General features: G+C 68.6%; 16 protein-coding genes. 12 read left to right on the top strand and 4 right to left on the bottom strand.

The window, feature by feature from the left end; all coding sequences use genetic code 11:
* The first annotated feature begins 20 nt into the window (after positions 1-20).
* The 10 genes from ACQPYM_RS34260 (at position 21) to ACQPYM_RS34215 (ending at position 12,542) form a co-directional block, all read left to right on the top strand.
* Positions 21-506, top strand: coding sequence for a MarR family winged helix-turn-helix transcriptional regulator (locus ACQPYM_RS34260; RefSeq protein ID WP_433008905.1), 486 nt, complete (start codon positions 21-23; stop codon positions 504-506).
* Positions 507-869: 363 nt separating this feature from the next.
* Complete coding sequence (locus ACQPYM_RS34255) at positions 870-2,408, top strand: ABC transporter substrate-binding protein (RefSeq protein ID WP_433008902.1); 1,539 nt, start codon at positions 870-872, stop codon at positions 2,406-2,408.
* A complete protein-coding gene (locus ACQPYM_RS34250; protein WP_433008899.1) occupies positions 2,409-3,347 on the top strand; it encodes an ABC transporter permease in 939 nt (312 codons plus the stop codon). It abuts the gene before it with no gap.
* Entirely contained in the window at positions 3,344-4,150 is an 807-nt protein-coding gene (locus ACQPYM_RS34245) for an ABC transporter permease (RefSeq protein ID WP_433008896.1), read from the top strand. Before ACQPYM_RS34250 ends, ACQPYM_RS34245 begins: the two co-directional genes overlap by 4 nt.
* Complete coding sequence (locus ACQPYM_RS34240; RefSeq protein WP_433008893.1) at positions 4,147-5,724, top strand: ABC transporter ATP-binding protein; 1,578 nt, start codon at positions 4,147-4,149, stop codon at positions 5,722-5,724. Before ACQPYM_RS34245 ends, ACQPYM_RS34240 begins: the two co-directional genes overlap by 4 nt.
* Entirely contained in the window at positions 5,721-6,773 is a 1,053-nt protein-coding gene (locus ACQPYM_RS34235) for a pyridoxal-phosphate dependent enzyme (protein ID WP_433008890.1), read from the top strand. The genes ACQPYM_RS34240 and ACQPYM_RS34235 overlap by 4 nt, the downstream gene beginning before the upstream one ends.
* A gap of 10 nt (positions 6,774-6,783) precedes the next feature.
* Positions 6,784-7,542 (top strand): phytanoyl-CoA dioxygenase family protein, encoded by a 759-nt coding sequence (locus tag ACQPYM_RS34230; protein WP_433008887.1) that lies wholly within the window; start codon positions 6,784-6,786, stop codon positions 7,540-7,542.
* Positions 7,539-8,357 carry a Rossmann-like domain-containing protein gene (locus tag ACQPYM_RS34225; RefSeq protein ID WP_433008885.1) on the top strand — a complete coding sequence of 273 codons (819 nt, stop codon included), beginning with the start codon at positions 7,539-7,541 and terminating at the stop codon, positions 8,355-8,357. The genes ACQPYM_RS34230 and ACQPYM_RS34225 overlap by 4 nt, the downstream gene beginning before the upstream one ends.
* A complete protein-coding gene (locus ACQPYM_RS34220) occupies positions 8,354-9,580 on the top strand; it encodes an MFS transporter (RefSeq protein WP_433008882.1) in 1,227 nt (408 codons plus the stop codon). The genes ACQPYM_RS34225 and ACQPYM_RS34220 overlap by 4 nt, the downstream gene beginning before the upstream one ends.
* 94 nt (positions 9,581-9,674) lie before the next feature.
* Entirely contained in the window at positions 9,675-12,542 is a 2,868-nt protein-coding gene (locus ACQPYM_RS34215) for a S8 family serine peptidase (RefSeq protein WP_433008879.1), read from the top strand.
* A 55-nt stretch (positions 12,543-12,597) separates the two neighbouring features.
* Here the strand turns inward: ACQPYM_RS34215 and ACQPYM_RS34210 are convergent, their stop codons facing one another.
* Genes ACQPYM_RS34210 through ACQPYM_RS34200 form a run of 3 tightly spaced genes read right to left on the bottom strand, consistent with a single transcriptional unit; the run spans position 12,598 to position 14,751 of the window.
* A complete protein-coding gene (locus ACQPYM_RS34210) occupies positions 12,598-13,092 on the bottom strand; it encodes a hypothetical protein (RefSeq protein WP_433008876.1) in 495 nt (164 codons plus the stop codon).
* 52 nt (positions 13,093-13,144) lie between these two features.
* Positions 13,145-14,383: an RNA polymerase sigma factor gene (locus ACQPYM_RS34205; protein ID WP_433008873.1), complete on the bottom strand. Its 1,239-nt coding sequence runs from the start codon at positions 14,381-14,383 to the stop codon at positions 13,145-13,147.
* Positions 14,384-14,385: 2 nt separating this feature from the next.
* On the bottom strand, positions 14,386-14,751 hold the full coding sequence (locus ACQPYM_RS34200) for a YciI family protein (RefSeq protein WP_433008871.1): 366 nt from the start codon (positions 14,749-14,751) through the stop codon (positions 14,386-14,388).
* Positions 14,752-14,989: 238 nt separating this feature from the next.
* On the opposite strand from ACQPYM_RS34200, the gene ACQPYM_RS34195 reads away from it, so the two are divergent.
* Together ACQPYM_RS34195 and ACQPYM_RS34190 are read left to right on the top strand one after the other, a co-directional pair.
* The gene (locus ACQPYM_RS34195; protein ID WP_433008868.1) at positions 14,990-16,333 is read left to right on the top strand and encodes an alpha/beta hydrolase family protein; all 1,344 of its coding nucleotides are present in this window, start codon (positions 14,990-14,992) and stop codon (positions 16,331-16,333) included.
* A gap of 122 nt (positions 16,334-16,455) precedes the next feature.
* The gene (locus tag ACQPYM_RS34190) at positions 16,456-17,154 is read left to right on the top strand and encodes a DUF1707 SHOCT-like domain-containing protein (RefSeq protein WP_433008865.1); all 699 of its coding nucleotides are present in this window, start codon (positions 16,456-16,458) and stop codon (positions 17,152-17,154) included.
* An 18-nt stretch (positions 17,155-17,172) separates the two neighbouring features.
* Here the strand turns inward: ACQPYM_RS34190 and ACQPYM_RS34185 are convergent, their stop codons facing one another.
* Entirely contained in the window at positions 17,173-18,858 is a 1,686-nt protein-coding gene (locus tag ACQPYM_RS34185; protein WP_433008863.1) for a dolichyl-phosphate-mannose--protein mannosyltransferase, read from the bottom strand.
* Positions 18,859-18,920: the final 62 nt, after the last annotated feature.

The following is an 18,920-nucleotide window of genomic DNA, read 5'->3' as shown; positions in this document are numbered from 1 at the left end:
AGGCCACGTACGATGGGTGGATGAAGGAGACGCGGGGGCTCGATGCGCGGGAAGCACAGCTCTGGCAGCTGTACCGCGACGCCTACCGCGAGCTGACCACGACGCTCGAAGGCCGCCTGATCCGCAACGCCGGGCTGTCCGGCGCGGACTACGCGCTCCTGCATCCGCTCTCCGTCGCGGACTCCGGCGTACTGCGCACGCGCGACCTCGGCCGCTCGATCGGGTGGGAGCGCAGCCGCCTGTCGCACCAGGTCAGCCGGATGGAGAAGCGCGGGCTGGTGGTTCGCGAGGAGTGCGAGTCCGACGCCCGCGGCTCGATGGTCCGCTTGACCGAGGCCGGCCGGGTCGCGATCGAAGCAGCCGCGCCGGACCACGTGGACGCGGTCAGAAGCCACTTCCTCGACCAGCTGACCCGCGAAGAGCAGGACCTCCTCGCCAAACTGCTCGACCGCGTCCTGGCCGACCTCCCCACCCGCGCCGCCGACACCCCCCTCGCCGACTGCTGACGCAGCCCCCTCGCCCCCACGCCCTCTCGCGCGACCTCTGAGGGGTCAACCCCGCAAAGGGTGGGTTGCCCCCCGGGAATCCGAGGGGGCAACCCACCAACTGCGGGGTTGACCCCTCAAACGCCGGGCGGCGGGCGGCGGGCGGGCGAGGGGCGGGGTGGGGCGGAAGGTGGTGGTGACTGCCAGTACTCGGGGTTGGAAGCTGGTGACACGCCGTTACGGGCGACGGGGGCGCGGGGTCTGGCGGAACAATGAAGAGGTCCGTTCAGATGCGCCTGAATTTGACAACTATTTTCATTAACGGCAGGATTCTGACCCGACGACCACTCCTCGTCGGAGCCCCCGACCGTGAAGGAAAAACGGATGTCCGATGTTCTGAACAGACGGGGATTCCTCGGTTTGGCCGGGGGTCTGAGCCTGGCCGCGCTGACCGGTTGCGGATCCGGCGGCAGCACTGACGCGGCTGCCCAGCCGAAGGCGGGCGGCAGGCTGCGCGCCGTCTTCGCCGGTGGTGGCGCCAAGGAGGTCCTCGACCCGCACGTGCAGAGCCTGTTCGTCGACATCGCCCGGCACAAGGCGATGTACGAGAAGCTCGTCGAGCTCGGGCCGGACCTGAAACCGTTGCCACGCCTGGCCGAGAAGTGGGAGCCGGACGCGCAGGGCGCGACCTGGCGGTTCACGTTGCGGGACGCGACCTTCCACGACGGCAAGAAGCTGACCAGCGAGGACGTGCTCTACAGCCTGGCCCGGATGGCCGACCCGGCCGCGCCCGAGCGGGTCGCGCAGTCGTCGCTGGCCGCGCTGGACCTGCGCCGCTGCAAGGCGATCGACCCGCGCACCGTCGAGCTCGTGCTGACCGCCCCGAACGCCGAGTTCCCGGCGTTGCTGGCCGGTATCGGCACCCAGATCGTCCGCGACGGCTTCAAGGACCCGACCAAGCCGATCGGTACCGGCGCGTTCAAGTTCGTCTCGTTCGAGGCCGGCCGCTCGATGGTCGCCGGCCGGTACGACGACTACTGGGACGGCGCGGCGAAGCTCGAGGAGCTGCACATCCTCTCGGCCGACGCCGAGGCGCGCGCCAACGCGTTGCAGGGTGGCCAGGCGGAGTACGCGAACGACATGACCGCGACCTTCGCCCGGACCGCCGAGGCGGGTAAGACGGTCAAGATCGTCGCGGCCAAGGGCAGCACGACGCAGGCGTTCGTGATGAAGGTGGACCAGGCGCCCTTCGACAATCCGGATGTCCGGATGGCCTTCAAGCTGCTCGCGGACCGGCAGCGGCTGGTGGACGTCGTGCTCGCCGGTCGCGGGGTGGTGGGCAACGACCTGTTCGGCAAGGGCTTCCAGTACTACCCGGCCGACCTGCCGCAGCGCGAGCGGAACGTCGAGGAGGCGAAGGCCCTGCTGAAGAAGGCCGGCCTGCTGAACAAGGAGGTCGAGATCTTCACCGCCGATGCTTCGGCGGGCTTCGTCGAAGCGGCGACGCTGTTCGCCGAGCAGGTCGCCGAGGCGGGCGTGAAGCTCAAGGTCACCACCGGCAGCGCCCAGACCTACTCGAAGGACCTGCTCACCAAGGGCGCGATCGGCAGTCACCGCTCGGGGGCGATGCCGATTCCGCAGTACATCACCGACCGGTTGCTGTCGAAGTCGCCGTTCAACGTGACGCACTGGAAGCAGCCGGCTTTCGATGCCGCGTTCGCCGCCGCGCAGGTGCAGACCGACGAGGCGGCCCGGACGGCGAAGTACGGAGAACTGCAGAAGACGTTGCGGGACACCGGCGGCATTCTCGCCTGGGGGCATCCCGACTTCATGGTCGCGGTGTCGGCCAAGGTGCAAGGTGTCCAGGCCGTGCCGCCGAACACTCTGGAGTCGGCCCGGTTCGACAAGGTGTGGCTGGCCTGAATGCGGTCCTATGCTGCCCAGCGGGCCGCATTGGCACTGGTCCAGCTGGCTGTCCTCTCGATCCTCGTCTTCGTCCTGACGGCGTTGCTCCCCGGCGACGCCGCGGACATGCGGTTCACCGAGACGCTGACGCCTGAGCAGGTCGCCCGGCTGCGTGAGCAACTCGGGTTGGATCAACCTGCTCTCGAGCGGTTCACCCACTGGTTCGGCAACGTGCTGACCGGCGACCTCGGGACGTCGCTGATCAGCGGCGGCCCGGTGCTCGACATCGTCAAGGCGTCGGCCGGAGCAACCCTGGTCCTCACCCTCGCCACACTGGCGGTCGTCGTTCCGCTGGCGGTTGCCCTCGGCATCTTGATGGGGACGCGGGAGAACGGCCGGCTGGACCGGACCATCACCTCGATCACCTTGGCGCTGAGCGCGATCCCCGACTTCGTCATCGCGGTCGTGCTGGTTGCGATCTTCTCGCTGAAACTCGGATGGCTGCCCGCTACCTGGGTCGGTGGATCGCTGTTGGCGAGCCCGGTGCTGCTGGTGCTCCCGGTCGCGGTTCTCCTCGGTCGCACGGTCTGCCTGCTGTCCCGCCAGGTGCGGGCGGGCACGATCAATGCGCTGCATGCCGACTACGTCGTACAGGCTCGGCGGCTCGGGGTTCCCCGGCGGCGGTTGTTGCTCCGGCATGTGCTGCCGAACGCTGCGGTTCCCGGAGTACAGGAGTTGGCCAGGACCGGGGACACCTTGCTGGGTGGGGTTCTCGTGGTCGAGGCGATCTTCGCGATCCCCGGGTTTGCGACGGCGCTGGTCGACGGGGTGGAGACGCGGGACGTGCCGGTCGTCCAAGGATTGACTCTCGTGCTCGCGGTCGCCGCGTTGCTGATCAACCTGGGCGCCGACCTCGTCTGCAACCGGCTGGTCCCGCGGACGGAGCTGCTGCGATGAGAGCTCTCAGAGCCCGTACGCCGCTCGCCGTGTCCACGTTGCTGGTCCTGATCCCCTTGCTGGTGGCATTTCTCGGCCCGATGATCTCTGTCGGGGTCAAACCAGGACTGCCGTACGACAAGGCCGGCCTGCTCGGCACGGACGGGCTCGGCCGGGATGTGTTCAGCCTGCTGCTCGAGGGTGGTCGCACGGCTCTCGGGATGGCGCTGGGTGCGGTTGTGACGGCGTACCTGATCGGCGGAGCGATCGGTCTGGTCGCCGCCTCCACTCGTCACCGGTGGGTCGACGAGGCGTTGATCCGGCCACTCGATGTCCTACTGCCGCTGCCCTCACTGCTGGTGATCAGCGTGGTCGCGGTCGGTTGGCGCGCGTCGCCTCTCGCGATCACGCTGGCGGTTGCCATGGTCAACGTCCCGACCGTCGCGCGATTGGTCCGGGCGGCTGCACTGGATGCTGCCAGCGGTCCAGTGGTCGAGGCGTTGCGCATGCAACGGGAGAGCTGGGCCGGCATCCATCTCGGGTACGTCGGTCGCGCGGTCCTCGGGCCGGTTGCCGCCGACATCGGAACGCGGATCACGCTGGCCGTCTTCCTCGTTGCTTCGGTCAACTTCCTCGGTCTCGGCCTCAGCCCCACCGCGCCGGACTGGGCGGTCAGTATCTCGCGCAACCGCGAGGGACTGTTGCTGCAGCCGTGGGCCGTGCTCGCGCCGGCTCTGTTGCTGGTCTCGTTCACGCTCGGTTTCAACCTGCTGGCCGACCGGCTGGTGCACCGGGCGCGGCGGCTTGCCGAGGTCAAGCGATGACGACGGCAGAAGAGCAGGCCGGGCAGGCCCTGGTGAAGGTCGTCGGGCTGGCAGCCGTGGCTGGTCAGAGCATCCTCGTCGACGGCGTGGACTTCGAGGTGTGGCCGGGACAGGTGACCGCCTTGGTCGGTGCCTCGGGGTCCGGCAAGACCACGTCTGCCCTGGCCCTGTTAGGTGAACATGGCAACGGCGTGACACTGACTGGCTCTGTGCAAGTGGACGGGCAAAAAGTCATCGACAGCAACGGTGTGACCGCGACAGCCGCCAACGTTCGTGGCCGGGTTGTCGCCTACATGCCGCAGCATCCGGGCAGCGCGCTCAATCCGGCGCGGCGGATCGGCGCGGCGCTGACCGAGCTGGCCAAGCTGCATCACCCGGGTGCCGAGGTCGTGCCGGAGGCTCTGCGCGCAGCCCAGCTTCCGTCCGACCGGGCTACACTCCGGCGGTTCCCACATCAGTTCTCCGGTGGCCAGCGGCAACGAATCGCCCTGGCGCAAGCGCTGACGTGCCGTCCGAAGGTGCTCGTCCTGGACGAGCCGAGCACCGGGCTGGACTCGATCACACGGCTCCAGTTGGTCGGCGAGCTGAAGGACCTTGCCAACGCGGGTCTCGGCATCCTGCTGCTCAGCCACGATCTCGACCTGGTCCGGGAACTGGCTCATCGCGTCGTGGTGCTGTCGGCGGGCCGGGTGAGCGGCGATGTGCTTCCAAGCGCAACCAGGCCAGCCATCGCCACGGCAACCCGTAGTACAGGCGAGCCGTTGCTGCAGGCATTCAAGGTGTCCGCGTCGTTGCGCACCCGGGGCCGCGACCCGATCCTGCAGGACATCGATCTCGCGGTGCCACCAGGTGGTTGTGTCGGCATCGTGGGCCGGTCGGGCAGTGGCAAGACCACCCTCGCGCGCTGCCTCGCCGGCCTGCACGAGCGCCACACCGGCCGCATCACTTTGGCCGGCGAAGACCTGCCCGTACTACGGAAGCGTTCCCTCGACCAGAACCGTCGCGTCCAGTACGTCTGGCAGGAAGTCCGCGGCTCCTTCGACGAACGCCGACTCGTCGACGAACAAGTCGCCCGTACTGCGGTACGCCTGCGCGGGCTGACCCCGGCCGCGGCGCGAGCCGAAGCCGTGGCGACCCTGGCAAGGCTCGGCGTCTCGGCGATGATCGCCGCGAGACCGCCCAGTCAACTGTCCGGCGGCGAACTCCAGCGAGCCGCTCTCGCGAGGGCGTTGCTCGCGCGTCCCGACGTACTGGTGTGTGACGAGATCACCACGGCGCTGGACGAGCAGGGCACCGCGCTGGTGGTCGAACTCCTGAACGAGCTGAAGACCCAGGGCACTGCCCTGGTGTGGATCAGCCACGACCTCGGACTGGTGTCCGCCGTCTCCGACCACGTGCTGGTGCTCGACGCCGGCCGGGTCGTCGAACAGGGGCCGCCGGCAACTGTCATGACCGAACCGAGCACCGAACTGACCCAGCGGCTGGTGAGGGCCGCTTTGATCGGACAGGAACCCCCAGAAGCGCCGCCCGTGCTGACCAGTAGTGCCGACACGAGAAGCGAGCCGAACCGATGAAGCCTTCCCGACTGCACGATCACCTGGCGGAGGCGATCAAGGACCCGGACCCGATCCGGGTCGGCGACGACCTGATCTGCCTGCGATTCGAAACGATGAAGGTGTACTCCGCGCTCGGAGCGGTGCGCCATCTGCTGGAGACCGGCGCGGTCCAGCCGGGCGACACGTTGATCGACAGCTCGAGCGGGATCTACGCCCACGCGCTGGCGCTGGCCTGCCATCGGTACGGGATGAAGTGCCACATCGTCGGCTCGACCACGGTCGACCGGACCCTGCGGATCCAGCTGGAGATCCTCGGCGCGACGATCGAACAGGTGCCGTCCTCGAACAACCTGCAGCTCGACCAGAACCTCCGGGTCCGCCGGATCAGCGAGATCCTGCAGGACAACCCTACGTACCACTGGATGCGGCAGTACCACGACGACATCCACTACCTCGGCTACGGCGCGGTGGCCGAGCTCGTCTCCGAGGTGGTGCCGTCCGGGCCGCTGTGTCTGGTCGGGGGAGTCGGCACCGGCGCCTCGACCGGTGCTATCGCGCAGTACCTGCGGGACCGTGGACGGGACGTGAACCTGGTCGGCGTCCAGCCGTTCGGCAGCATCACCTTCGGTGCCGGGCACACCCAGGACCCGGAGATGATCATCGCCGGGATCGGCAGCTCGATCGAGTTCCGCAACGTGCGGCACGAGCTGTACGACCGGTTGCACTGGGTGTCCTTCGACTACGCGATGTCGGCTGCCGTGGACCTGCTCCGAACCAGCGGTGTCTTCGCCGGACTGTCCGCGGGCGCGGCGTACCTGTCCGCATTGTGGGAACACAACTGTGACAGCGGCCGCACCCACGTCTTCCTCGCGGCCGACACCGGCACCCGGTACGTCGACTCGGCTTTTTCCCGGTATGCCGATGCGCGGCCGATGGCCAGCATGCGGCCGCGGGAGATCGACTCGCTGGACCAGCTCGCGGTGCCGTGGTCGGCGATGTCCTGGGACCGGCGCGAAACGGTCGTTGCGCAGCGCCAGGAGTTCCCATCTGCGACTCCGTCGCATTAAAGTGGGCTTCATGAGTACCGGCTACCTGCTCCTGCCGCAGTTGTTCACGGCAACGGAAGTCGGCCGCCTGCGCGACGCGGCCGAGCAGGTCCACGCCGAGGTGGTGTCGGCCGCGGAGTCGGGGGAGACCGACGTGACGGTCTGGCCGGACGGGCACCGGCTGGAGGAGATCCGCGGTACGACGATCCACTGGGAGCCGGATGCTGCGGGCAAAGCGGTGCGAAGCCTCGCGCCGGTGGCTCAGCTGCACCCGACGCTGGCCGAGTTGTGGACAGAACCACGCCTGACGACACCGATGGAGTCGTTGATCGGGGCACCGGTTGGGCCGTTCGTGTCCAAGCTCAACTTCAAGCGGGCCGGGGTCGGGTCGGAGTTCGCCTGGCACCAGGACTTCCCGTACTGGTACTGCTGCGCGGGCGACGCGGCGTACGACATCGCCACCGCGATCGTGATGCTCGACGACAACACCGTCGAGAACGGCGCCATGACGCTGATTCCCGGCAGCCACCTCGAAGGCCCGGCTCGGCGTGACCCGCTCGAGCCCACGGGACTGTTCGTCGATCCCTTGACTGTCGACGTCGGGCGCGCGGTGACTGTGACGGCGCCGGCCGGATCGGTGCTGATGTTCCCGGGGCTGATGGTCCACCGGTCCGCGCCCAATCGCACGGCCACCGATCGCCGTTCGCTGCTCTTCTGCTTCCAGCCCGCTGGACGTCCAGAGTTGTCCGCCCTCAACTATCACGCCGAAAGGCTGGCTGATCTGCCATGACCGCCTCCGTGGCCGCCCTCACGACCGAAGTTCTCAACGGGGAGTATGGGCCCGCGCCCTCAGAGCTCAACGTCACCAGCGCTTTCTGGCTGCACCACACCACCCGGCTACCTGGCGCTGACGTCACCTATCGCAACTACTACGTGCTGCTGCGGGTCGGCGAGGTCTTCGGCGCCTGCTCCTTCGAAGCGGGCGAGCTTGACCCGTCGTACTGCGCGGAAACCTCCGGCCTGCCGCTGTCCGAGCTGATTGCCGACGGCCCCTTGCCGGTGCGGATCGCGGCCCTGGACGCGTACCTGGCCGCTGTCGAGCCACACCATCTCTCAGCCCAGGCCGAAGAGGTCGTCCTCCCAGCCGGTACGCCGGACGTGCGCGCCCGAGCCCGCGATGCGGCGGTCGCCGGCCTGCTGGATGTCGCCGAGGGTTCGAAGGTCGCCCTGATCGGCGTCGTGAACCCGTTGGTCGAGGCAATCACTGCGCTGGGCGGCACCTGTCTGCCGTGCGACTTCAACCTCCGCGAAACAGCCTCCGGAATCCCGGTTTCCCGCGACATGGCGCAGGTCGTCGACGCCGCGGACGCCGTGGTGGCGACCGGAATGACCTTGAGCAACGGCAGTTTCGACACCTTGCTTACTAGTTGCCTACAGCAATCGAAGCCGCTGGCCATCTATGCTCAGACCGGAAGCGCCGTCGCCCGCGCCTTCCTCGGCTCCGGTGTCACCGCCCTGTCCGCGGAGCCCTTCCCCTTCTCCCAGTTCAGCGCCCGTCCCACCAGCCTCTATCGCTACCGCAAGAACGGATCCCCCACGCCGTGACCACCACGACCGAAGTACGCAGTACAGGAGAAGTGCCGGGCGACTGGCGGATGGCCAAGCGGTTGTGGCCGTTCCTGCTCGCCTCGGCCGTGAGCCTGATTCCGTTCACCGTGTTCGGCATGTACCTGGTGCCGATCGCGGCGGCGGCCGACGGCAGTGTCGCCGAGATCGGCGGTCTGCGAGGACTCGGAGGCCTCGCAGCCCTCATCGTCGGCATCGCGCTCGCACCGCTCGTCGACCGCCTGGCCCGGGAGCTGGTCGCCGCCGGCGGCCTGGCCCTGCTGGGCCTCTCGGCCGCACTAGGAGCCATCGGCAACGTTTTCGCGCTGGCCACCTTCTGCCTGCTGATCGGCGCCTCGACCTCGATCCTCGCCCCGTCGATCGGTGCCGCGGCCGCCGACCGCTTCACCTCACCCGCCGCCGCGGGCCGGGCCGCGACGCTGGTCTCGGCGACCACGTCGATGATGGCCATGCTGGCCGCGCCCTTGCTCGCAGTACCGGGCCTGTTCTGGGGCTGGCGCGGCAATCTTGTCGCCGCGGCGGTGATCTCACTGGCACTGTCCGCCGCGTTCTTCTGGCGCGGCTGGGGTCGCAAGGCACCGCTGCGAGCCGGTGGAGCGAAGCGGATGAGCTACCTGGCGACGTACCGGGCCCTGGCTCACGTCCCGGGTGCGCTGCCGCTCCTCGGCGTCGCGATGCTGAGGACGGCCGCTTTCATGGGCTATCTCGCTTACATGGCGGCGTTCTACGACGAGAAGTTCGACCTGGCTCCCGGCTGGTTCGCGCTGGTCTGGTCGCTCAGCGGCGCATCGTTCTTCGTGGGCAACCTCTTCGCCGGCCGCTACCTGGCCGCGGACCGGCCGTGGCTCAGCTCCGAGAGGACGCTGCTCCTGGGCCTGCTGGCTGCGCTGCTCGCCGTCTCAGCCTTCTACTTCGCCCCGAGCCTTCCGCTCACCCTCCTGCTGACTTCCCTGATGGGCGTCGCCCACGCCACCGTCGCCGCCTGCGTCACGACCTTGCTGGTACGCCGCAGCGACGCGCTCCGCGGCTCCGCGCTCAGCGTCAACGCCGCGGGGATGAGCATGGGCACCTTCGTGGGAGCCGCGGCGGGCGGCGCAGGCCTCGGCCTCGGCGGATTCCCCGGCCTGGCACTGGTTTTCGCCCTGATCACCTTCGCCGGCGTCCTGCTCGCACTCCGTGTCCGGCCGGTAGCGCAAACCTGATGGCAGCTTTTGACAGGTGATCGGACGCGGTTCCGGACAGGATCCTCTGACATACTCCGCCAGTCTGTCATTCCTGAGGCCCTGGGGGGTCCCTGTGTCGTTCCGTCCTGTCCACCTCGCGTTTCTCGGCGTCCCCGCCGCGCTGATCGCAGCCACGCTGGTAGCCGTCACCGGCCCGTCCAGCACCGCGGCGCCCGAGCCGCACAAGCCGGCCTTCCGCTCGCACACCGCGGCCAAGCCCGAATTCGAGCCGAACTCGGTTCTGGTGAAGTTCAAGAAGAAGGCGAACACCGCGGCACGGAACGCGACCGCGTCGAAGCTCAGGGCCACCGCCGACAAGTCCGTGGTCGCGGACGTGGTCAAGCTGACCGGCGACGCTCCCGCGGCCGACCTGCTGAAGAAGGCGAAGGCCGACCCCGCTGTCGAGCTCGCCTCGCTGAACTACCGGCGCTACGCGTCTGCCACCCCGAACGACTACTACTACAGCAACTACCAGCGGGCGAACCTGACGGGTGCCCGCGTCCCGGAGGCCTGGGATCTGTCCAAGTCCACCGGAAACCAGGTCGTCGCCGTCCTGGACACCGGCGTCGACGCCGGTCACCCGGACCTGGCCGGTCGTCTGGTCCCGGGTTTCAACGCCACCTCTCCGAACCGCGGCCCGATCGACGGTGACGGCCACGGCACGATGACGCTCGGCATCATCGCGGCCGCCGCCAACAACGGCAGCGGCGTCGCCGGGGTCGGCTGGAACGCCAAGGCCATGCCGGTCAAGGTGCTCGCCGACGACGGCACCGGCTACGACGCGGACATCGCCGAGGGCATCGACTGGGCCGTCGCGCACGGTGCCAAGGTGATCAACCTGTCGCTCGGCGGCCCCGGCGACAACCCGGTGCTGCACGACGCCGTCAAGCGCGCTGTCAACGTCGGCAACGTCGTGGTGATCGCCGCCGCCGGTAACGACGGCAACAACGTCTATCAGTACCCGGCGGCGTACCCGGAGGTCATCGCGGTCGGCGCGACCACCGCCAATGGCACGCTGACCGACTTCAGCTCGTTCGGCAGCTGGGTCGACGTCGCGGCGCCGGGGACCGACGTCCTCAGCACCTACCCGCGCGTTCCCGGGGACCCCGATGACATTCCCTACGCGTTCTGCACCGGCACCTCGTGCTCGTCGCCGATCGTCGCGGGCATTGCCGCGCTGATGCGGAACAAGTGGCCGTCGTTGACGACGACCGAGGTCGCGCGCCGCCTCAAGGTGCTGTCCCGGGACGCGGGTCCGCGCGGTACCGACCCGTTCTACGGCGCCGGCATCGTGGACGCGTACGCCGCCCTGGGCGGCAAGGTCGGTGCGGACTTCGCCGGTGGAGCTGCCGACGGCAACGACCAGCCGGCTCGCGCTGTCAGGGTGAGCGCCGGTACCCCGGCAACCGGTGCGATCAACACCGAGGGCGACGTCGACTGGTACGCCGTCGACTCGGCCGCGGCCCGCAACCTGCGCGTCTCGGTGACCGGGCCGACCTTCAACGGGGACGAAAGCTGGACGAACGTCGGTCCGGAGATCGACGTCTACGACGCGGGCCTCAAGTCTCTCGGCCACGCGGTGAACGCGTTCCCGGAGATCGACCCGAAGGCGGGTCCGATCTGGGCACCGCTGACCGCGACCGCCGACGTCAGTGCCGCCGCCGGTACGACGTATGTTGCTGTGCGCAACAACAACGGCTCGCGTGACAGCCGGCCGTACAGCATCAGCATCACCGAAGCCGGCGCAGGCGGCGCGGACACCGGCGATGACTACCCGATCCTGGACATCTCGCCGGCCACCTACGCGGCCGGGGTCGCGAACACCGTGGTGCCGAAGGTGACGTTCGCCCGCGCCATGGACGCGAGCACCGTGGTGACCAACCGGCTCCGGCTGCAGAACGCCAAGACCGGTGCGTTCGTGCCCACCGTGGTCAGCTACGACGCGGCGACCCGGACGGGCACGATCACGCCGTCCGCGCCGCTGCTCGAGAACACGACGTACCGGATCACTGGTGAGGCGCTGCACGAGGAGAACGGCGCGTCGCTGCCGGTGCTGGACTCGGTGTTCACCACGGTCAACCTGGCGCCGCAGAAGCTGACGACGTTCACCGCGACGGGGGCGTACAAGGCCGCGACCGTGGCTTGGACGATTCCGGCGACGCCTGATCTCGACCAGGTCATCATCCGGCAGAACGTCGGGGGCAGGGCGCCGACGCTGACCACCGGGACGCTCGTCTACGCGGGCACCGGGTCGTCGGTCAAGGTGACCGGCCTCGCGCTGGCAACGACGTACACGTACGCCGGCTGGGTGAAGGATCGTGGGGGCAAGGTCAGCCCGGTCTCGGCGAAGGCGCTGAGCGGGGTGAAGTCGGGGATCCGGACTACCTCGACGCTGGTCAACTACGGCGGTGCGATCACGCTCAAGGGGAGTGTGCTGCGGATCGACAACGTGGCGTTCGCGGGGCTGCCGGTGCATCTTTACGGCCGTCCCAAGAACGTCAGCACCCTCAAGCTGATCACCACCTTGAAGACCAGCTCGACCGGTTCGGTCAGCTACACCCTCAAGCCGGGCGTGTCGACCGTCTACACCATGGTGTTCCCGGGCAACGCCGACCTGATGGGAACGCGCACCGCCGACATCACCGTGAACGTCGCGCCGACCATCACGTCCGTCCTGTCCCCGACTGCCATCAGGCTCGGCCAGGCGACAAGGTTCTCCGGCGTCGTCACCCCACGGCACTACGGCACACCGGTCTACCTGCAGTTCTACTCGGCCAAGACCTGGCGCACGATCGCCTCAGTCAAATTGAGCACCACCGGCGCCTACGCCTTCGGCATCAAGCCGGCGGCTCGCGGCAGCTTCGCCTACCGAGCCCTCTTCACCGCAGACGCCGACAACGCCCAGGCCCTGAGCCCGATGCGAATCGTCAACGTCAGCTAACAGCCACACCTTGAAACGCGCCCCGGCCGACTACTCGGCCGGGGCGCGCTGTTGTTCAGTTCGCTCCGGTTGCCCGCTGCTCGGCGAGCACTCCTTCAAGCCACCGCGCGAACGCGGGAATGTCCTTGATCGCGGACTGGTCAACGGTGAGATCCTTGGCCCACTGGTCTCGCGGCACGATCGGAAGCCGCTTCTGCCCCAGCCCGCTCTGAACGAAGCCGACCGTCCCCACCTCGGCCCACGGCAGGAAGCGGTTGCGTCCCGCCCGTACGCCTTCCTGGTCGACGGTCAGCGACGGGTACCGAGTGAAGATCCGCCAGCCGTACCAGGCCGAGCTACCCACAGCGGTCGCCAGGAACAACCCGGCGAAGGCGATTCGGACCGAGTCCGGGTCTGGACCGTCCGCTTGAATCAGCCGAACCACTTGCACCAGCACGAGCGCCCACAGCACGCCCAGGAACTTCAGCACCCAGCGCGGACGGGGAGTGAAGACCACCCGGCCGTTCTCCCGCAGTTCGCTCGACCAGGCGACCTGCGACTCCTCGCCCATCACTGTCACGCTGTTCCCCCCAGCCTTGTGCGGTGTGCGGCAACCTTAGGCCTTAGCGGAGGCGGGCGGCTCGGGTGTTGAGGTAGCGCTGCTCGGGGAGGCTGGTGGTTCGGCGGGCTGCGGCTAGGTAGGCGGTGAGGGCTTCAGCGTGGTTGCCGGCCAGTTCGTGGAGGTGGGCTCGGGCTACGTCGACTCTGTGGTGGTTGGTCAGGCGCGGGTCTTTGGCTAGGTCTTCGATAAGGGTGAGGCCGGCTTGGGGGCCTTGGACCATCGCGATCGCCACGGCGCGGTTGAGGCGGGCGATCGGGGTGTCGTCGAAGCGGACCAGCAAGTCGTACAGGGCAACGATCTGCTTCCAGTCGGTTGCTTCGGGGGTTTGCGCCTCGTCGTGGACGGCAGCGATGGCGGCCTGGAGTTGGTAGGGACCGAGGGCGGTGCGGGTCATCGCGTCGGTGACCAGGGCGGTGCCTTCGGCGATGGCTGTCTTGTCCCAGAGCGAGCGGTCTTGCTCGTCCAGGCGGATCAGGTCGCCGGCCGGCGTAGTACGGGCTGCTCTGCGGGCGTGGGTTAGGAGCATGAGGGCCAGCAGGCCTGCAACCTCGCCATTGTCGGGGAGAAGACGGTAGGCGAGGCGGGCAAGGCGGATGGCCTCCTCCGCGAGGTCGACGCGGTCGGTGCTGGTGTAGCCCTCGTTGAAGATCAGGTACAGGACTTGCAGTACTGCGGCCAGTCGCTCAGGCAGCTCCGCAGGGGGAGGCGGGCGGAACGGGATGCCCGAGGTGCGGATGCTCTGCTTGGCCCGGGTGATCCGCTTGCGCATGGTCTCTTCGGGGACCAGCAGGGCACGGGCGATCTCGTCCGTGGTCAGACCGCCGACCGCTCGCAGGGTCAGCGCGATCTGCGCGGCCCGGTTCAACGACGGATGGCAGCACAAGAACAGCAACAAAAGCGTGTCGTCGGCATCGCGTGGCCCGGCGGAATCGGCGCCGGGGGCAACCAACGGCACCTCCAGCGCCTGCCTGTCCTCGCGGCGGCGCCGAGCCTCCTCGCTGCGGAGCTCGTCGGTCAGCCGCCGCGACGCGACAGTGATCAACCACGCGCGCGGCTGCGCCGGTACGCCGTCGCGCGGCCACTGCTGCGACGCCGCCAGCAGCGCCTCCTGTACGGCGTCCTCGCACGCGTCGAAGTGCCCGTAGCGACGGACCAGCGCCCCGAGCACCTGCGGCGTGAGCTCACGCAACAGGTGCTCGAAGCCGGGCTCGGTCACCTCGGGGACCGGCGCACCGCCCATGGTCAGGACTCCGCCGAGCCGTCCATCAGCGGTCGCACCTCGACGATGTCGCCGACCGTGTCGACGATCCGCTGGGCGATCTCGTAGGCACGATCCGCGCTCACCACGTCGACGATGCCGTAGCTGGCCAGCACCTCCTTGACCTCGGCGTACGGGCCGTCGGCGGCGACCGTGCCGGCCGGGGTGGCGCGGATGGTGCGGGTCAGTGACGGGTCGCCGAGACCGGCGGTGGCGACGAACTCGCCGCTCTCGGTCAGCTCCTTGCCGAGTTGCTCGTAGAAGTCGCAGGCCTTCTGGAACTCCTCCGGATCCCAGCTGCCCTCGACCCAGGTCTGAGCGTTCGTGTAGGCCAGCATGATGAACTTCATCTCGTACTCCTTGCCGATGCGGCCCCCGGGGTGGGCGCCTCTCGTCCAGTAGTCGGAGGCCGGTCCGCCACCGGGACATCCTGCCTGAGAAAAGCTTCTCAGCGGTTGGTGTCCCTGCGACGTCCCCAGCTCCGACCCAGTGGTGAAACCTCCCACGACCAAGGAGCAGGAACGATGAAGCGAGTCACCAAAGCCGTCGCCGCCGTCGCATTGAGCACCGCACTGGTCAGCAGCGCATTTGCCCAGTACTGCGGCCGCCACCGTCGAATGGCCGAACCCAGGTCGCCATACGTACGAGGGCACCATCGACGGCGCGAAGTACAAGGTGGAGATGCCGGAGCGGTGGAACGGGACGCTGCTGCTCTACAGCCACCCGTACTACCCCGACGGAATGCCCGAGTTCCCGCCCGGCTACGGCAACCGGGTCGACAGCGAGGCGTACTTCCTCGAACAGGGCTATGCGCTGGCCGCCTCGGACTTCAAAGGCCGGACCGGGTTCGTGATGAAGGAGGCAGTGGATGACCAGGTCGGCGTACTGAACTGGTTCGAGAAGCACGTCGGGAAGCCGCGCCGGACCGTGGCGACCGGATCGTCGGGTGGCGGGGCGATCTCGCTGCTGCTGGCCGAGAAGCACCCGAGCAGGATCGACGGTGTGGTCGCGATGTGTGCGCCGACCGACGTACACGGGCAGTGGAACATGTCGCTGGACATCAACTTCGCGCTCAAGACCCTGCTCGCGCCGGGTGCCGACGACATCGAACTGGTCAACGCGAAGGACCCGAAGGGCAGCGACCTGCGGATGCAGAAGCTGCTCACCGAACAGGTCGAGACGGCGCAGGGGCGGGCGCGGATCGCGTTGGCCAGTGCCTTCGGGAACGTGACCGGGTGGAACTCCGCGCACGACCCGAAGCCCGCATCGGTCGAGGGGCAGATCCGGGCGCAGTACCAGCTCCACCTGATGGGTGCGGCCAGCGTCTTCGGGGCCGTCGGGCAGGCCGATCTCGCCGCGCATGCGGGTGGCAATCCGTCGCACAACGTCGGCGTGGACTACGCGCGGCAGTTGGCCAAGTCGGATCAGCTCGAGTTGGTTCGCAAGGCGTACCGGGAGGCCGGGCTTGATCTCGGGAAAGACCTCGCGCGGCTCGCGAAGGCACCGCGGATCAGCCCGGATCCGGCCGCCAGGCAATGGATGCTGCGCTACGCCGTACCGCGTGGCACGACGCCGTCACCGGTCGTGACGCTGCACAACACCGTGGATCTGGCCGTCGCCGATCACGAGCGCTGGTACGCCGGACAGGTGCGCCGGAACGGGGACACCGGCAAGTTGCGGCAACTCTTCGCGGCACGGGCGACCCACTGTGCGTTCAGCATCGCCGAGGAGGCTGTTGCCCTGGAGACGTTGCTGACCCGGATCGAGAGCGGACGCTGGCCTTCGACCGCGCCGGCTCACCTCAATGCGAAGGCTGCCGCGCTCGGTGAGTCGTGGAGCAAGGTCTACGACTTCGCCACCAACTCGGACGCGGTACGGCCGCCCGCGTTCACGGCGTACCGGCCGAATCCGCTGCTGCGCCCGTCCCGTTGACGCCCTGGGGCCATGCCGGGTCGGGGGATTCCCCGGTGTGGCCCTGAGGTGTGGGATCGCGACCCTGGATCGGTGCGGAATTCATTCCGGCTGACCGGTGTGGAGGGCTATCGTTCGCGGTTATGGAGAACTTGCCGGAGCCGTCCAACCCGCACGCGCACCTGCGGGCCTCCGACACCGATCGGGACCAGGTGGTCGAGGTACTGCGCGACGCGTTGATGTCCGGCCGGCTGACGCAGGACGAGCACGCCGAGCGGCTGGAGCAGACGCTGCAGGCTCGCACGCTGGGGGAGCTCGAGCCGATCACCCAGGACCTCGCCGTACCGGGTCAGCCGTTCCAGCCGGTGCGCGCCGCGGCGGCCGCGCCGTCGAACAGCCCGGTACCGATCGAGGAGCCGGCCAACCCGGCCGACAGCTTCGACCGCGTGGTCGGCATCTTCGGCGGCGGTGAGCGACAGGGCCGCTGGCGGGTGCGTCGGCGGACCAACGCGCTGTGCATCTTCGGCGGCTACGACCTGGACATGACGGATGCCGTGTTCGAGGGCCGCGAGGTGACGATCTGGGCGTTCGCCATCTTCGGTGGCATCGACCTCACCGTTCCCGACGCCGTCGAGGTCCGCAACGAGGGCTTCGGCATCTTCGGCGGCTTCGGCGCCCGCGGCGGCGACAACCCCGACCCGAACGCCCCGGTCGTCATCGTCAAGGGCCTGGCCCTCTTCGGCGGAGTCGGCGGCCAGGTCAGCTCGAAACGCCACAAGAAACGCTTCAAGAACCAAGGCGGCCACGGCGGCCACGGCGGCCCTCACAGCCTCGGCCACTGAGCTTTCAGCGGCCGGCGGTCAGATCCAGGACTTGAACCACATGCGGCTGAGCCAGTCGGGGTGGGGGAGGACCTGGTCGGTCAGGATCGGCCAGATGTAGGCGAAGTTGAGGACGACCAGGACGACGAAGGCGCCGACGACCGCGCTGCCGACCAGCCGGCGGGGGGTGGACGGCAGGTCGGGCTGCCGGGCCGGGCCGAGGATCTTGCCGAGGACCAGGGCCAGTGCCATCACGGTGAACGGGATCATCGTGACTGCGTAGAAGAAGAAGATCGGCCGGTCGTCGAAGGCGAACCAGGGTGCCCAGCAGGTTGCGAACGCGATGATCGGTACGCCGAACCGCCAGTCGCGCTGGGCGATCCAGTAGACCAGCGAGGCGAGCAGGGCGAGCGCGCCGGCCCACCACAGCAGCGGCGTACCGACGGCTGAGATGACCGAGAGGCAGTTCGTGGGGGGCTGGGCCGTGCAGCCGTTCGTGCCGGGCTTGATGTCGTTGACCGCGTCGAAGCCGATCGGGCGGGCGACGATCGGCCAGCCGGCCGGGTGCGACGAGTACGGGTGGGTGGCCTTCTTGATGTAGTCGCCGGTGTGGAAGTCGAGCAGTTCCTGGTGGTAGTGGATCAGCGAACGGAAGTCGTCCGGAACCACCTTCATCACGCCGTGCGCGGGGTTCTTCGAGGCGTAGTCGTGGCCGTAGGCGTTGTCGTGCAGGAGCCAGCCGGTCCAGGTCGCGGTGTAGGTGACGATCGCGACCAGCACGATGCTGAGAAACGCGGGCAGGCCGTCGACGAAGACGGACTTGAGCAGCGGGCGCTTGGCGCCGAGCGCACGGCGGGCGCCGACGTCCCAGGCGAACACGAGGATGCCGAACGCGGCCATCACCCAGATCGCGGACCACTTGGTGCCCAGCGCCAGGCCGAAGCAGACGCCGGCGGCGATCCGCCACGGCCGGATGAGCAGCCAGCGGCCGATCTTGCGGCTGCCGTCACGGTGCTCGAGCGAGTTGGCGTGCCGGCGGCGGGTCCAGTCGCGGTCCGCGACCAGGCAGGAGATCGCGGCGACCAGCCAGAACGCCAGGAAGACGTCGAGCAGGGCGACCCGGGACATCACGAAGTGCAGGCCGTCGACGGCGAGCAGCAGACCGGCGATGCAGCCGATCAGGGTCGAGCGGGACATCCGGCGGACAGTCCGGATCACCAGCAGCACGGTCAGCGTGCCGAACAGCGCGGGCATGAAGCGCCAGCCGAAGCTGTTCATCCCGAACAGGTGCTCACCGGCCGCGATCATCCACTTGCCGACCTCGGGGTGCACGGTCAGGCTCGGGGTGTCCTTGAAGACGTCCAGGTTGCCGGACAGGATCGCCTTGTCGGCGGCTCCCTCCGGCTTGTCGATGAACTGCCGGGCGTAGCCGAACTTCAGCAGCGAGTACGCGTCCTTGGCGTAGTACGTCTCGTCGAAGACGAACTTGACCGGGTTGCCGAGGTTCCAGAACCGCAGGATCGCCGCGAACGCCGTGATCGCCAGGGTCGCGATCCAGCCGCCCTCGAACTCCTTCGGCATCGGCGGGTACAACCGCTCCTTGAGCGGCGGCAACCGTCTTCCGAGCACGTCCCGCCCGAGCGTCTCACGCACCTCGGCACCCGCCCCGGGCACCTCGGCCGGCTTCGCGGTGTCGTCCTCGATCACGGCAGTCACGCTGGCCATCGTACGGAGCCGGAGGTACCAGCGCCTCCCCGCTCCTCCCCGGGTGTTGCCGACGGGCTGTG

Origin of the sequence: Kribbella sp. CA-294648 (assembly GCF_050943845.1) — a bacterium.
Classification (GTDB): Bacteria; Actinomycetota; Actinomycetes; order Propionibacteriales; family Kribbellaceae; genus Kribbella.
Note: the sequence above shows the minus strand (reverse complement) of the source record. Positions and strands in the feature narration are given on the sequence as shown.